This is a genomic window from Streptomyces sp. NBC_00454 (genome assembly GCF_041434015.1).
Lineage (GTDB): Bacteria > Actinomycetota > Actinomycetes > Streptomycetales > Streptomycetaceae > Streptomyces.
Map to the genome: position 1 here is coordinate 6,796,256 of NZ_CP107907.1, position 14,925 is coordinate 6,811,180.

Sequence of the window (14,925 nt, forward strand, 5' to 3'; positions counted from 1 at the left end):
TCCTACGAGGCCACGTACTCCCGCAGATGACGGGCGGTCAGGGTGTCCGCCTCGGCGACCAGCTTCGCCGGGGTGCCCTCGAAGACCACCTGTCCGCCCGCGTGGCCGCCCCCCGGGCCGATGTCGATCAGCCAGTCGGCGTGCGCCATGACCGCCTGGTGGTGCTCGATGACGATGACCGAGTTTCCGTCGTCGACGAGGCGGTCCAGCAGCGCGAGCAGCTTGTCCACATCGGCCATGTGCAGCCCGGTCGTCGGCTCGTCCAGGATGTAGGTGGAGGACTTCTCCGCCATGCTGATGGCGAGCTTGAGCCGCTGACGCTCCCCGCCCGAAAGGGTGTTGAGGGGCTGACCGAGGCGCAGGTACCCCAGCCCCACGTCGGCGAGCCTCCCCAGGATCGCCCGTGACTGGCCGGTGGCGAAGAACTCGTAGGCGTCGGCGACCGGCATGTCCAGCACCTCGCTGATGTTCTTGCCGCGCAGCAGGTAGGTGAGCACCTCGGGCGTGAACCGCTTGCCCTCGCACTGCTCGCAGACCGAGGCCACGCCCGCCATCATCGCCAGGTCCGTGTAGACCAGCCCGAGGCCGTTGCAGTGCGGGCAGGCGCCCTCCGAATTCGCGCTGAACAGCGCCGCCTTGACTCCGTTGGCTTTGGCGAAGGCGGTCCGGATCGGATTGAGCAGACCGGTGTACGTCGCCGGGTTGGAGCGGCGCGAACCGCGGATGGGGGACTGGTCGGCCACCACCACCCCGTCCCGGCCGGCCAGGTAGCCGTGGATCAGCGAGCTCTTGCCGGAGCCCGCGACCCCGGTGACCACCGCCAGCACGCCCAGCGGAACGTCCACGCAGACGTCCTTGAGGTTGTGCAGATCGGCGCCCTTGACGGACAGCTGTCCGTGCGGGACGCGTACCGACTCCTTGAGCCCCGCCCGGTGTTCGAGGTGGCGGCCCGTGAGTGTGTCCGAGGTGCGCAGTCCGGCGACGTCACCGCTGTAGCAGAGCCGGCCGCCGGCCGTTCCCGCGCCCGGTCCGAGGTCCACGACGTGGTCGGCGATCGCGATGACCTCGGGCTTGTGCTCCACGACCAGGACGGTGTTGCCCTTGTCGCGCAGCCGCAGCAGCAGGTCGTTCATGCGCCGGATGTCGTGCGGGTGCAGGCCGGTGGTCGGCTCGTCGAAGACGTAGGTGATGTCCGTGAGCGAGGATCCGAGGTGCCGGACCATCTTGACCCGCTGGGCCTCCCCGCCCGACAGGGTGCCGGAGGGGCGGTCCAGGCTGAGGTAGCCGAGCCCGATCTCGACGAGGGAGTCGAGCAGCCCGCGCAGTCCGGCGAGCATCGGCGCGACGGCGGGGTCGTCGATCCCGGCGGTGAAGGCGGCGAGGTCGCTGATCTGCATCGCCGAACAGTCGGCGATGTTCACCCCGTTGATCCGGGAGGTGAGCGCGGCGGCGGCCAGCCGGGTGCCCCGGCAGTCCGGGCAGTCGGCGAAGACGACGGCGCGGTCCACGAAGGCCCGGATGTGGGACTGCATGGACTCGCGGTCCTTGGCGAGGTAGGTCCGGCTGATCTTGGTGATCAGGCCCTCGTAGGTGAAGTTGTTGGAGCCGACCTTGACCTTCACCGAGGTCTTGTGGAGGAAGTCGGCCCACTCGCCCTCGGTGAAGTCCTTGACCTTGGTGTCGGGGGAGTAGAAGCCGGAGTTGGCCATGATCTGCCAGTACCAGGAGTCCACGGCGAAGCCGGGGACGGTGATCGCGCCCTCGTTGAGGGAGAGTTCGCGGTCGACGAGCTGGTCCACGTCGATGTCGGAGACCTGGCCGATGCCCTCGCAGCGGGGGCACATGCCCTCGGGGGTGTTGAAGCTGAAGGCGCTGGAGGTGCCGATGTGCGGGGCGCCGAGCCGGGAGAAGATGATCCGCAGCATCGTGTAGGCGTCGGTGGCGGTGCCCACGGTGGACCGGGAGCCCGCGCCCATCCGCTCCTGGTCGACGACGATGGCCGCGCTCAGGTTGTGCAGGCCGTCCACGTCCGGCCGGCCCAGGCTCGGCATGAACGACTGGATGAAGGCCGTGTACGTCTCGTTGATCATGCGCTGCGATTCGGCGGCGATGGTGCCGAAGACGAGCGAGGACTTCCCGGAGCCGGAGACGCCGGTGAAGACGGTGAGGCGGCGCTTGGGGATGTCGAGCGAGAGGTCCGCGAGGTTGTTCTCCCGGGCGCCCCGGATCTGGATGACCTGATGGCTGTCGGCGGGGTTCGAAGCGGGGTTCGAAGCGAGGTTCAAAGGCGGGTGCAAAGGGGCTGTCCTCACTCGTCGTCGGCGTCGACCCAGTCGACCAGTTCGATGATCACGCCGTTCGGGTCGGCGACCAGGAACACGCGCTCGCCCCAGGGCTCCACGCGCGGCTCCATCGCGATGGTGACGCCCTCCGCGCGCAGCCGCTCGTACTCGGCGGGCAGGTCGGCGACGGTGAACGCGAGGATGACCCCGGCCGCGCACTGCTCGCGCAGTCCCTCGGGCAGGACCTCCAGGCCGCGCCGTACGAAGACCACGTGCGGGCCGTCGGGGTGGGTGAGGGAGGCGAAGCCCTCGGCGGCCATCGTCTGCTCGAAGCCGAAGTGCCTGGTCAGGAAGGTGGCGGAGGCGGTGACCTCCTCGACGGTCAGGCATATGGCGGTGCTGGTGATCCGCATGGGCTCCTCCTGTTACCGTGTCTCGAAGTTATATTGTACATAGTATTCTGTACGGCGTAGAGAATAAGTGTGCGAGCCCGCTGGAAGGGGCCCGGAATGGCGAAGGACCGCAGTGGGGCGGGTGACCCCGTCCGCACCCTGGAGCTGCTGTGGCGCGAGCCGGGGCAAGGGGCCCCGAGCGGCCGCCGCGGCCCCCGGCAGGGGCTGACGGTCGATGCCGTCGTCGGCGCCGCGATCGCCCTCGCCGACGAGGAGGGGCTGACCGCGCTGACCATGCGGGCGCTCGCCCAGCGCCTCGGCGTCACCCCCATGAGCCTCTACACCTACGTCCCCGGCAAGGCCGAACTGCTCGACCTGATGCTCGACGAGGCCTACGGGGCCATGGACCGCAGCGCGCCGGACCCGGCGGCCGGATCCTGGCGCGAGAAGGTCACCCGCGTCGCCGACGACAACCGCGCGCTCTTCCTGCGGCATCCGTGGATCGCCGACCTGTCCGTCACCCGCCCCCCGCTGGGCCCGGGGGTGATCGGCAAGTACGAACACGAGCTGGCCGCCTTCGAGGGCATCGGGCTCACCGATGTGGAGATGGACGCCGCCCTCACCCACCTCCTCGGCTTCGTCCACGCCAACGCGCTGGCCGCCGCCGACACCGCGGCCCACAACGCCCGCCAGAGCGACGAGGACTGGTGGGCCGCCAGCGCGCCCCTGCTGGAACGGGCCATGGACCCCGAGCGCTACCCCCTCGCCGGACGGGTCGGCAGTGCGGTGGGCGGGTACAGCCCCGGGACCGTGTGGGCCTTCGGGCTGCGCTGCCTCCTCGACGGGCTGGCCCGGATCGTGGAGCGGGGGGAGCGGGGGGAGTGAGCAGGGCGGTCGGACCTCAGCGGTAGCCGGTGGCGTCCGCCGGGCGGTCCGGGTCCTGGACCTCGACCATGTAGCGCCAGGCGTCCGGCCGGCTGCCGTCGAGGTCCGTGAACCCGTAGACCCCGGCGAGCTGTCCGCTGGAGAGCGACCGCCCGTTCCAGCGGGACACCTCCGGGTCGGTGGCCAGCGCCGCGACCGCGCGGCCGACGTAGGACGGGCTCTCCGAGATGCAGAAGTGCGGGACCTTCTCCAGTGCGTCCCGCCAGTTCGCCTCGGAGACGCCGAAGGCGTCGAGCATCATCTCCGAGCGCAGCCAGCCCGGGGTCAGGGCCACCGCCGTCGCCCCGCGCGGGCCCACTTCGTGGCCGAGGGCGAACGCCATGCGCAGCACGGCCGATTTGGCGATGTCGTAGAAGAAGGAGTTCCGGTAGCGGGTCGCGTTGTACTCCGCCGTGCCGTCCGTCATCTCCACCACCAGACCGCCCGGTTCGCGCAGCAGCAGCGGCAACGCGTAGTGGCTGGTGACCGCGTGGGTCTCCACCGCGAGGCGCAGCAGCCGCAGTCCGTTGTCCAGGTCGTGTTCCCAGACCGTGCTCTCCCACTCGAAGAGCCGCTCGCCGCCCCAGATGTCGTTGACCAGGACGTCGAGGCGGCCCCGCTCCGCGTCGATCCGCCCGACCAGCGCCTGGACCTGCTCGGGCACCAGATGGTCCGCGACCACCGCGATGCCCCGTCCGCCCGCCGCCGTGACCAGCTCGGCGGTCTCCTCGATCGTCTCGGGCCGGTCGTACTCGGAGCGCCGGCCCCGCGTGCTGCGCCCGGTGACGTACACGGTCGCGCCCCGGGCCCCCAGCTCCACCGCGATGCCCCGGCCCGCGCCCCGGGTGGCACCGGCCACCAGGGCGACCCGGCCCTCGAGGGTGCGTCCTGCTCGAGTCATGGCCCCGACCCTACGGGGCGCACGCGCGGCGGCCGGGCCGACACGGCGCGGCCGGGCCGCGCCGGACCCGTGGTGAGACGGGAGGCGGGCGGGCTTGAACAACCGGGCCCCCAGGCCGCACTGTTGGCCGAGATCCGTTCATATCGTCAGGAGATCAGGCTTGTCCCCCGATCACGCAAGCGCGTACGTCATCGACCCCGCCGGCGGCTGCCCGCACGCCCTCAACGCCCGGCTGCGCGCCCAGGGCGCCGTAGCCGAAGTGGTCCTGCCCGGCGGGGTGCCCGGGGCCGTCGTCCTCGGCCACGAGGCGCTCAAGGAGTTCCTCGCCCACCCCGACGTGGCCAAGGACGCCCGGCACTTCCCCGCCCTGCACGACGGCACCATCGCCAAGGACTGGCCGCTGCGCGTCTTCGCCAACGCCCAGGGCATGCACACCGCCGACGACGCCGACCACCGCCGGCTGCGCTCCCTCGTCGGCAACGCCTTCACGGTCCGCCAGGTGGAGCGGCTGCGCCCCCGCGTCGAGGAGCTGACGGCCGGGCTGCTGGACGATCTGCACCGGGCGGCTGCCGAATCCCCCGACGGGACGGCCGACTTGCGCACGCACTTCGCGCTGCCGCTCCCGATGAGCGTGATCTGCGAGCTCCTCGGAGTGGATCCCGAGCACCGAGGACGGCTGCACACGCTGTCCAACACCGTCATCATCGCGACCGACACCACCCCGGCCGAGGTCATGGCGGCAGTACGGGAACTCGTCGAGCTGCTCGGCGCCATCGCCGCCGCCCGCCGGGCGGATCCGGGCGAGGACCTCACGAGCGCGCTGATAGCCGCCCGCGAGGGGGACGGCGACCGGCTCAGCGAGGCCGAACTCATCGGCACCATGCGGCTGATGCTCGTCGCGGGCCACGAGACCACGCTCAACCTGATCAGCAACGCGGTCCGGGCCCTGTGCACCCACCGCGACCAGCTCGCACTGGTCCTGGAGGGGAAGGCGAGCTGGTCGGACGTTGTCGACGAGACCCTGCGCTTCGACGGCCCCGTCAGCTGGTTCCCGTTCCGCTACCCGACCCGGGACCTGACGGTGGACGGGACCGTCATCCCGCAGGGCACCCCGGTCCTCGCCGGGTACACGGCGGCCGGCCGCGACGAGGCCTTCCACGGCCCGGACGCGGACCGCTTCGACGTCACCCGCCCCACCGCGGCCCGCAACCTCTCCTTCGGGCACGGCGCCCACTACTGCGTCGGCGCCCCGCTCGCCCGGCTGGAGGCCACGATCGCCCTGGAAGCCCTCTTCACCCGCTTCCCGGACCTCGACCTGGCCGTGCCCGAGGCCGAACTCCCGCACCAGCGCAGCTTCATCGGCAACAGCGTCGAGAAGCTTCCGGTCCGCCTGGTGCGGGAGTGAGCGCGACCTAGGCGCCGGGGGCCGAGGGCGGGGAGATCTCCGTGCTCAGCCAGCCCAGGGCGTCCGGGTACATTCCGATCCAGGTCTGGAAGTTGTGCCCGCCCTGGGGCCGGATCAGGGTCTTGACCCGGACCCCGGAGCCCTCGGCCGCCTTGGCGAAGGCGCCCAGCTGGCGCACCGGGCTGTCCTTGTCCTGCGCGGAGGTGGCCAGGAACAGCCCGACGTCCGCGTTCTTCGCGTGCTCGACCAGCCACATCGGACTGTTGCGCTCCCGCAGCAGCGGATCGGCCAGTACGTCCGGGTCCCCGGTCAGCGGATCCGGGTCCAGGGCCGCGCCCGCGCGGAACACCTTCGGGTACTGCAGCGGCAGCTTGGCCGCGCAGAAGGCTCCGGTCGAGATGCCCATCAGCCCCCAGCCCTTGGGCTCGGGGAGGGTGCGGAAGTTCTTGGAGACGAGGTCCGGCACGTCCTGCGCGAGCCAGCTGGCCACCTTGCGCTGCGGGGTGTCGGTGCAGTCGGTGTTCACCCCGCCGGGGTACAGCTCGGGGATCACCAGGATGAAGGGGTGCGCCGCGCCCAGCTGGACGAGCTGCTCCAGCGCGCCCGGCATGTTGCCGAGGTCCATCCAGCTGCGCGGCGAGCCCGGGTAGCCGTGCAGCAGCATCAGTACGGGGAACCGGGTCTTCTCGGCGCCCGGTGCGTCGTACTCCGGGGGAGTCCACACGATCACCTGGCCGGCGAGCTTGGAGTGGGAGCCGCGGAAGTAGGTGGTGCGCGTGCCTTCGCTGCCCTGCGTGAACTTGGCCCGGCCCAGCGGCGGCCCGGTCATGACGGAGGACTCCTGCCCGGTGTCGGTGCCCAGCAGATCGTCCCAGGAGGAGTAGAGCCCGTAGCTGCCGTTGATCCAGGTGGCCACGACGCAGATGGCGGTGAACTGGCACACGGCGATCATCACCAGCCGGGCCGGCCAGCGGACGAAGCCCGGCCCGGGGATCCGGTTCCACAGGAGCAGCGCGGCGAGCATGGCCAGCACGGTGACGACGATCAGCGTGACGAGGAACGACGTACTGGTCAGCTCCACTGCGCCGGCTCCTGACGTACGGGACGACTGGTCAGAGAATTCCAGACAATACGTGAAATATAGGGTGCGCGCCGCCCGGGGAAGGGGTGGCGCACACCGTGTCGAGCGGCGGACGAGCGCCATTCGACCGACGGGCCTGCGGTAGATTCACCGCCTGTTCACCGTCGCGGTTCCGGAGGTTTCGTACGCGCTGGTGTCGTATAAGGCATGATCGACGGGGATATGCGGAAAACTCCGAAAACAACGAATCGCCGGATTCACTCCGGACCGCGGGCCAGGGTGTCGTCCCTGTCCTCGGCGCGCGCCGTCTACCAGGTCAAGCTCCTGCTGGACCCGGAGCAGGTGCTGGACGCCGACGGCCTGCCCACGGAGGCCGCCACGGCCGCGCTCTGCCTCGGTGCGCCCGGCCGGGTCGAGGTGGCCCAGTACATGGACGACGCCGGGCAGAGCCTCAACGGCCAGGGCTGGATCGTCCGCATCCGGCGCCACGACGACGAGAACCGGATCCGCCTCGCCTACAAGGCCCGGTTCGACATCGACGGCGACGGCACCGAACCGGCGGCCGTACGGCGGGTGATGGAACGGGCGGGCGGCTACAACCTCGGCGTCGGAGACTGCAGTTACGGCGTCCAGGTGAATCTGAGCCACACTCGCGCCACCGTCGACTTCACCAACAAGAAGTGCCGTCCGGTACCGGGCCTGGCCCCCGGAGAGCTCCCCGGCCTGGAGGTCTCCCGCGCCCTGGTTCTGGACCGGCTCCCCGGAAAGCTCGCCAAGTGGGGTGCGAAACCGGTCGGTTGGGCGGAGTCCGTCGCCGCTTCATCCCGTCTCCACGGTCCGGTGAGGCAGGCCAACTATCCTGGTCGCATGCTCGATCATGCGATGGAGACACAAGTCAGCCGACTGCGGAGCGCATCCGGTGAGCTGACCTGGTTCACCGAGATCACGGCCAAGGCGCGCACCCTGCGGGAAGCCGTCGAGCTGCGCTCCGACATGATGGGCAAGCTCCGGGCCGAGGGCTGGCTCCTGGAGCGGGACGCCTTCAAGACCGACCTCATCCTGGGCCGGTGAAGGTGTCCGCGCCCGGCCCGATACGCGTGGCCCACCTGGCCGACCTGCACATAGGGTCCGCCCTGCGCGGCCTGGCGGACTACCCCGGGGCCCCCGCCATAGACCCGCACGAGGCCCCGTACGAGGCCCTGCGCGCGGCCGTGCTCCGGATCACCGGCGGCGGCTACCACGGGGTGCTCATCGCCGGGGACGTCTTCGACCGGCGCCACACCGACGCCCGGGCGCTGGCCGCCTGCCAGGACGCGCTCGGCGCCTTCCACGATGCGGGCCTGCGCACGGTGGTGGTCTCGGGCAACCACGACGCGGAGACCCCGCTGCCGCACAAGCTGAACCTCCCGCCCTCCGTGCGCTGGCTCGGCTCCGACGCCCCCGAGTCCGTGTCCTGGACCGGCCTGGGCGTCACCGTCCACGGCCAGTCGGTGGCGGACCCCGACGAGCGGCGCGACCTCGCCGCCGGATATCCGCGCCCGGTCCCGGGCACCGTGAACATAGGGCTGCTGCACACCAGCCTGGACGGGTCCTGGAGCCGCCGGATCTGCGCACCGACGGCGCCGCGGACCCTGGAGCGGGCCGGGTACGACTACTGGGCGCTCGGCCACGTCCACCACCGGGTGATCCCGGAGACGGCCGCCGTCGCGGTGTACCCGGGCAACTCCCACGCCCGGGGCCCCGGCGAGGCGGGCGGCCGCGGGTTCACCGAGCTGCTGATCGGGGCCGAGGACTCCGCGGGCGCAGGCAATGCCGCGGGCGCCACCCGCACCACCCGCATCGAGATCCGGCAGGTGGACACCGCGCCGGTGCGCTACGAGACCCTGCACCTACCGGTCCCGGACCCGGAGACCGTCGAGGCCGACCTGCGGGCCCGGTTCGCGGCCGTCCCCGAGCCGCCCCCCGGCGGGGCCGTCGTCTGGACCCTCAGCGCCGCCACGCCCCCGCGCCTGCTCCGGACCGCCCGCGCACTGGCGGGCCCGGCCGCCATGGTCTGCCCCGCGCCGGACGACCCGGCGCACTGACCGCTACCGCCCCGACACCGATACGGACACCGAGTGCCACCCGGTCGCCCCGTCGGGGACGGACCCCGCGCGTTCCCCCGTCTGCACGGCGCCCGTACGGTCCGTGGCCCGGACCTTCAGGGTGTGCCGGCCGGGCGACGCCTCCCACGGCCACACCCACTGGCGCCACGTGTCGTCCCCGTCCGCTTCCCCGAGCCGGGCCTCGTGCCAGGGGCCCGCGTCCACCCGTACCTCCACCCGCGCGATGCCCCGGTGCTGCGCCCACGCCACCCCGGCGACCGCGACGCGGCCCGCGGCGAGCTCGGCGGAGGAGCGCGGGGTGTCGATGCGCGACTGGGTCTTGACCGGGGCCCGCGCGGCCCACGACCGGCGCACCCAGTACGCGTCGTACGCGGAGAAGGTGGTCAGCCGCAGCTCGCGCAGCCACTTGCACGCGGAGACGTACCCGTAGAGGCCCGGTACGACCATGCGTACGGGGAAACCGTGCTGGAAGGGCAGCGGCTCACCGTTCATCCCGACGGCCAGCAGCGCGTCCCGGCCGTCCATCACGGCCTCGACAGGGGTGCCGAGAGTCATCCCGTCCACCGAACGCGCCACCAGCTGGTCGGCCGGACCGCCCTGAGAGGGCGGCCGGACCCCGGCCTCGCGCAACAGATCGGCGAGGCGCACGCCGAGCCAGCGGGCGTTGCCCGCGTACGGGCCGCCGACCTCGTTGGACACGCACGTGAGGGTGATGTCGTGCTCGACCAGCGGACGGGCGAGCAGCTCCCGCAGACCGAGGGTGAGGGGCCTGGCGACTCCGTCCCCGTGGATGCGCAGCTGCCAGGTGTCCGCGTCCACGCGCGGGACGACCAGGGCGGTGTCCACGCGGTAGAAGTCCTTGTTCGGGGTCACGAAGCGGGAGATCCCGGGGATCCGCAGCTGCGCCCCGGCCGGTACCGGCGGCGCAGGGACGGCGGGCGGGGGCAGGACGAAGTCGGCCCGGGAGGCCGTGGCCCCGGCCGAGCCGTAGGCGCCGAGCCGCCGCCCGGCGTATCCGGCGGCGGTCGAGAGCGCCACGGTGGCGACCACGAGGCGGCCGAAGCCCCGCCGGTCCAGGCCGCCCGCAGTAGGACCGGGAGCCGGCCGCCGCAAGGCCGTGACCAGCAGGTACAGCACTCCGGCGGCGGCGGCCCCGCCCACCAGGGAGGGCAGTGCGTCCTTCCAGGTCGCCTCCGGCCGGCTGAGGGCGGCCGCCGCTCCGACCACCCCGAAGGCGGCCGCGAGCGCGATGCCCGCGGGCAGGTGCCGTACGGCGAGCAGCCCGGCCGCCATCGCGATCGCGGCCAGCACGGCGACGATCCCGAGGGTCAGGACCAGCTTGTCGTCGGTCCCGAACTGGCGGACCGCCCACTCCTTGAGGGCGACGGGGGTCCGGTCCACCACGGCCCCGCCGACCGCTGTGACCGGGGAGGCCTCGGGCCGGACGGCCGCCGCGGCCAGCTCCGCCAGAGCCAGTCCGGCGCCTGCGGCGAGCAGTCCGCTGAGCGCGCCGAGCCGGTACCGCCTCGGACGCCTCGGGTCGGTCTTCATAGGAGTCACATGAATCATTCGGAATCACCGCCTGACCGGTTTGGTCTGATTCCTCCTGTGAGGGTGGGTTCGTCGGGGCGCAGGTGCGGCCCGGTTCTACGGGGCTCCGCGCGCCGGGAACGCCAACAGCATCAGCGGCCGCGTCGTCGGCGCCGCCGATCCGCCCGCCGGTTCCAGGGTGACCCCGATCCCGGTGGCCGCGCCCACGGGCCCGGCCAGCAGCGCCGCAGCGCCCGGCCGGACCGGATCCAGCAGCCCCGCCGGGCGCATGGCACCCGCCGGGTCGGCGAACCACATCTGGTAGACCCGCCCGGCCGGCGGCGAAGGCATCCCGGCGGCCACGAACACCGCCCGGTCCCGGGCCCGGGAGAGGACCACCGTGCCCGTCGCGCCATCGGCCGTGCGGCCGCTGACCAGCCGGGCGTCGGGGGCGGTCAGCACCACGGTCAGCGCCTCGGCTCCGGCCTGCGCCCGGTGTGCGGACTGCCGGGCGTCGTCGGCCCGCTGGTACTGCCAGGCCGCGACCCCGCCGAGCCCGGCCGCGGCCGCGAGGCAGGCGGCGAGGGCCCAGCGCAGCCAGGGGCGGCGGGCGGGGGTCGTGTGCGGCGCGGTGCCGGGCTCGGCTGCGCCTTCCGCGCGAATGCGGCGCAGCACCGCCTCGCGGAGCTCCGGCGGTGGCTCCACGGCGACGGCCCGGGCCAGCAGGGCCGCGGTGGCCGCGAAGTCCCGTACCTCCCGGGCGCACTCCGGACAGGACTCCAGATGCGCCTCGAAGGCGGTCCGCTCGGCCGGGGGCAGCGCGTCCAGGACGTACGCCCCGGTCTCCTCGTGCACGCTCATCGCCCGCTCACCCCGCTCTCCGCTTCCCGAACCCCGGCCGGCCTCATGCTGAAACGCCGAGACAGGTGCGCAGTCGCAGCAGGCCGTCCCGGAGCCTCGTCTTCACGGTACCCAGCGGCACCGACAGCGTCTGCGCCACCTCGCTGCAGGTCAGGCCCCGGTAGTAGGCCAGGGTCACCGACTGGCGCTGGATCCCGGTCAGCGAGGACAGGCAGCGCCGGACCCGTTCGCGCTCCTCGTGGTCCATCGCCGCCTCGCTCACCTCGTCGAACTCCGGCAGCGCCGCCTCGAGCCGGGCCGCTCGGCGCTCCCGGTCGGCCGAGGCCTGGACGGACCGGACCCGGTCCACCGCACGGCGGTGGGCCATCGTCAGCACCCAGGTGCGCACCGTGCCCCGGTCGGCGCGGTAGCGCCCGGCGGTGCGCCACACCTCGACCAGCACCTCCTGAGCCACCTCCTCCGCCTGGGCGCGGTCGCGCAGCACGGCGTGCGCCACCCCCAGTACGGACCCGCTCACCGCCTCGTACACGGAGACGAACGCCGCCTCGTCCCCCTCGGCCACCCGGCCGAGCAGGACGGACAGGCGCTCGGTCTCCTCGGCCCGCGTCAGGTCGTCCACGGCACCGATCCTCCGCGATCCACCGGCGTTCCTCCGCAGCAGCACGCTCCGTCAGTCATTCGTAGCGGGCGTGCCACCGGATTGGCCGAAGTCCGGATCAATGGACGGGAGGCGGCGGCACCCACCGGCCCGGCCGCGGCAGCTTCACCCCGAAGTCGGGCTTGAGCTCCTCGGGGATCGCGTGGTGCATCACCCGGCCGCGGGTCAGCGCGGACAGTTCGAACCCCGCGAGCAGCGAGCCCGCCTTGTCCAGGGCCCACTCGGCGAGCGGACCGCTGTCCTCGATGGTCTCCAGCAGCCCGATGAACACCGGGACCGCCCGCGCCGCCGTGTCCCAGGGGCCGCGCGGCACCTCCAGCCAGCCGGCGAGGGTGTCGCCGACGAGGTAGCGGATCGTCGCGGGCACCAGCGGGTCGAAGAGGGTGCCGGGGACCACGTCCTCGTAGAGCCGCATCAACTGGGCGTTGAGGCGGACGCCCTCGGGGGAGGGGCCGAGGTGGCGCGCGAGGTAGAGGTCGAGGTAGGCGCGGCATTCGGTGAGGGTCGCGGGGACCGAGGACATGTCGCAGCCCAGGACGGCGGCCACGACCCGCCACGCGTAGAAGTACGCCTCGGCGCCCTCCTCGCTCATGTGCACGCCGAGCCGGTGCATGGCGTCCAGCACCAGGAGCGAGAACATGCCGAATCCGGCGATCATGTCCTCCTGGCAGATGGGCAGTCCGTGCCGCTCCACGTCCCAGTGGCCGCCCTCGCGCAGGTGGTGGCGGACCGCCGCGTGCAGCAGGCGCACCTTCTGGGCGGCCGGGATGAACCTGCTGCCCTGTGCGAAGGAGTCGCTGCGCATCAAGTACGTCACGAACTGGCCGGTGTTGGCCATCCGGCGCGAGGGGTACGCGAGCGAGTGCGTCGAGGAGAGCAGCCGTGCCATCCGAGGTACGGCGTAGGTCACGGGCATCGCCGCGAAGGAAAGGCCGGTGTTGATGTGGGCCGCGTTGTCCATGAAGAACAGCCGGGCCCGCTCCATGACGTCCCAGTCGACCCAGCCCGGCGGCAGGGCGGTGGCCTCGAAGTAGTCGCGGGCACTGGCCGGGAGTCGGTCGGGGAGTTCGTCCCCGGCGGTACCGAAGAACCGCATCAGGGTGTTCAGGTCGCCCACCTCGCCCCGGCGCAGCAGGGTCGCGACGGTCTCGTCGGCGAGCGGGTCGCCCTGGGTGCTCAGGGCGTCGAGCGCGGCCTCGTCGTAACGGGCGCGCGAAGCGGTGGCGGCGTCGGCCGTGTTCACGTGTCGGTCGTCCTTCTTCGTGTCGCGGTGGTCGTGGGCTGAGGCGTCGTCTGCGTCGTCTTCGCGTGGTCCCGCTAGCGCGACCGTTCGGCGGTCGTGCCCGCCAGCTCGCGCAGCGCGGAGCGGGCCTCGGCCGGCATCGGTACGGTGTCCAGCGCGGCGCAGGCCCGGTCGATCCGCTCCCGGATCATGGATTCGACCCGTTCCCGGGCCCCGCAGGACTCCATCAACTCCCTGAGGGAGTCCGCCTCTTCCGGCCTCAGGTCCCGCTTGCCGACCAGCTTCGCGAGCAGTGCCCGCCCCTGCGGTCCCGAGGCTTCCAGGGTCAGGGCGAGGAGCGCGGTGGGTTTGCCGTCGCGCAGATCGTCGGAGTTGGACTTGCCGGTCCTGACCGGGTCGCCGAAGGTCCCGAGCAGGTCGTCGCGGAGCTGGAAGGCCTCGCCGAGCGGGAGCCCGTAGGAGGAGAAGGCGTCGAAGAGCGCGCGGGGCGCGCCGCCGAGGGTGGCGCCGAGCTGGAGCGGCCGCTCCACCGTGTACTTGGCCGTCTTGAAGCGGCAGATCTCCAGCGATTCGGCGACCCGGGGCTCCCTCGCGGGACCGGCGGTGCGCAGCACCTCCAGGAACTCTCCCGCCATCGTCTCGCGCAACAGGGTGGTCCAGAGCCCGGTGGTGCGCGCGAGGTAGGCGCCGGGGAGGCCGCAGGAGGCGAAGACGTGTCCGGCGTAGCCCATCAGCAGGTCGCCCAGGATCAGCGCGAGCGCGGTGGGGCGCTGCCCGGCGGCGGCGAACGCGGCGTGCGCGGTGAGCTGCCCGTGCCGCGTCCGGCTGTCGTCGATGATGTCGTCGTGGGTGCAGGCCGCCGCGTGCACCAGCTCCATCGCGGCGGCGGCCCGCACCACCCCCTCGCAGTCGGGCTGGCCCGCCGACCGCCAGCCCCAGTACAGGAAAGCGGCGCGCAGCCGCTTCCCGCGCGCCAGTGAACGGCGCAACTGCTCGGAGAGCGGCGAGAGTTCGGAGTTGAGGTCGAGCAGGGCCCGCTCCTCCTCGTCCACCAGGCCGGTCAGCACCTCGTCCACGCGGGCCTTGAACCCCGCATGGTCGTGGGCGGTGCGGCCGGGGGCGGCGTGGTCAGGCGCGGGGATGGCCGGCCCTCTCGGCGGCCCGGCGGGCCATGGTTTCGAGGTAGTTGTCCATGCCCGGTGCGCCCGCCCGGCGGGTGGCGATCTCCCCGCGCTTGCGCAGCTCCACCACCCCGTCGGTGATCAGCTCCCGCAGGTCGGAGCGGCGCAGGGCGTCCTGTGCCCGGTCCGCGGACTGGCGTAACTGGTCGATGGCGAGATCGGCGGCTCCGGCGGCGAGGAGCGTCAGCAGCTCCAGCGTCGCGGAGGGCCGGTCCGGGTCGGTCTCGGACAAGGCTGGCGTCCTTCCGGCGGGGCGGCATCGGAAGGGGCGGCCACCGGATCGCTCCGGCGGCCGCCCCTGATCAACTTCCCCGCCAGTCAACCCAGTACCCGGCCGACCCGGCGGGCCGTCGGGGGAACTT

14 protein-coding genes are annotated in these 14,925 nt (G+C 72.7%); 4 read left to right on the forward strand and 10 right to left on the reverse strand.

All coding sequences use genetic code 11. The features are described 5' to 3' along the window. Positions 1 to 2: 2 nt before the first annotated feature. Both OHU74_RS31035 and OHU74_RS31040 read right to left on the reverse strand, forming a co-directional pair. A complete protein-coding gene (locus tag OHU74_RS31035) occupies positions 3 to 2,285 on the reverse strand; it encodes an ATP-binding cassette domain-containing protein (protein WP_371618938.1) in 2,283 nt (760 codons plus the stop codon). A 23-nt stretch (positions 2,286 to 2,308) separates the two neighbouring features. After that, positions 2,309 to 2,695 carry a VOC family protein gene (locus OHU74_RS31040; protein ID WP_371618939.1) on the reverse strand — a complete coding sequence of 129 codons (387 nt, stop codon included), beginning with the start codon at positions 2,693 to 2,695 and terminating at the stop codon, positions 2,309 to 2,311. Between the two features lie 96 nt (positions 2,696 to 2,791). Here OHU74_RS31040 and OHU74_RS31045 point away from each other — a divergent pair, with 96 nt between their 5' ends. Further along, positions 2,792 to 3,559 (forward strand): TetR/AcrR family transcriptional regulator, encoded by a 768-nt coding sequence (locus tag OHU74_RS31045; RefSeq protein ID WP_371618940.1) that lies wholly within the window; start codon positions 2,792 to 2,794, stop codon positions 3,557 to 3,559. Between the two features lie 16 nt (positions 3,560 to 3,575). Here the strand turns inward: OHU74_RS31045 and OHU74_RS31050 are convergent, their stop codons facing one another. Beyond that, a complete protein-coding gene (locus OHU74_RS31050) occupies positions 3,576 to 4,499 on the reverse strand; it encodes an SDR family oxidoreductase (protein WP_371618941.1) in 924 nt (307 codons plus the stop codon). Between the two features lie 160 nt (positions 4,500 to 4,659). Here OHU74_RS31050 and OHU74_RS31055 point away from each other — a divergent pair, with 160 nt between their 5' ends. Beyond that, positions 4,660 to 5,904: a cytochrome P450 gene (locus OHU74_RS31055; RefSeq protein WP_371618942.1), complete on the forward strand. Its 1,245-nt coding sequence runs from the start codon at positions 4,660 to 4,662 to the stop codon at positions 5,902 to 5,904. A 7-nt stretch (positions 5,905 to 5,911) separates the two neighbouring features. On the opposite strand, the gene OHU74_RS31060 is transcribed toward OHU74_RS31055, so the two are convergent. Beyond that, positions 5,912 to 6,985 carry an alpha/beta hydrolase gene (locus OHU74_RS31060; RefSeq protein ID WP_371618943.1) on the reverse strand — a complete coding sequence of 358 codons (1,074 nt, stop codon included), beginning with the start codon at positions 6,983 to 6,985 and terminating at the stop codon, positions 5,912 to 5,914. A gap of 279 nt (positions 6,986 to 7,264) precedes the next feature. Between OHU74_RS31060 and OHU74_RS31065 the strand changes: the two genes are divergently transcribed. Both OHU74_RS31065 and OHU74_RS31070 read left to right on the forward strand, forming a co-directional pair. Next, positions 7,265 to 8,056, forward strand: coding sequence for a hypothetical protein (locus OHU74_RS31065; protein WP_371618944.1), 792 nt, complete (start codon positions 7,265 to 7,267; stop codon positions 8,054 to 8,056). Beyond that, positions 8,053 to 9,069, forward strand: coding sequence for an exonuclease SbcCD subunit D (locus OHU74_RS31070; protein WP_371618945.1), 1,017 nt, complete (start codon positions 8,053 to 8,055; stop codon positions 9,067 to 9,069). The genes OHU74_RS31065 and OHU74_RS31070 overlap by 4 nt, the downstream gene beginning before the upstream one ends. 3 nt (positions 9,070 to 9,072) lie before the next feature. Here the strand turns inward: OHU74_RS31070 and OHU74_RS31075 are convergent, their stop codons facing one another. From OHU74_RS31075 to OHU74_RS31100, 6 genes are all read right to left on the reverse strand, one after another. Continuing rightward, entirely contained in the window at positions 9,073 to 10,641 is a 1,569-nt protein-coding gene (locus OHU74_RS31075) for a molybdopterin-dependent oxidoreductase (RefSeq protein WP_371618946.1), read from the reverse strand. Positions 10,642 to 10,737: 96 nt separating this feature from the next. Continuing rightward, a complete protein-coding gene (locus OHU74_RS31080) occupies positions 10,738 to 11,481 on the reverse strand; it encodes an anti-sigma factor domain-containing protein (protein ID WP_371618947.1) in 744 nt (247 codons plus the stop codon). A gap of 43 nt (positions 11,482 to 11,524) precedes the next feature. Beyond that, positions 11,525 to 12,100, reverse strand: coding sequence for an ECF RNA polymerase sigma factor SigK (gene sigK, locus OHU74_RS31085; RefSeq protein ID WP_371618948.1), 576 nt, complete (start codon positions 12,098 to 12,100; stop codon positions 11,525 to 11,527). A gap of 97 nt (positions 12,101 to 12,197) precedes the next feature. Continuing rightward, positions 12,198 to 13,382 carry an oxygenase MpaB family protein gene (locus OHU74_RS31090; RefSeq protein WP_371618949.1) on the reverse strand — a complete coding sequence of 395 codons (1,185 nt, stop codon included), beginning with the start codon at positions 13,380 to 13,382 and terminating at the stop codon, positions 12,198 to 12,200. Positions 13,383 to 13,456: 74 nt separating this feature from the next. Further along, the gene (locus OHU74_RS31095) at positions 13,457 to 14,458 is read right to left on the reverse strand and encodes a polyprenyl synthetase family protein (protein WP_371618950.1); all 1,002 of its coding nucleotides are present in this window, start codon (positions 14,456 to 14,458) and stop codon (positions 13,457 to 13,459) included. Positions 14,459 to 14,510: 52 nt separating this feature from the next. Further along, a complete protein-coding gene (locus OHU74_RS31100) occupies positions 14,511 to 14,795 on the reverse strand; it encodes a hypothetical protein (RefSeq protein WP_330299678.1) in 285 nt (94 codons plus the stop codon). Between the last annotated feature and the right edge of the window lie 130 nt (positions 14,796 to 14,925).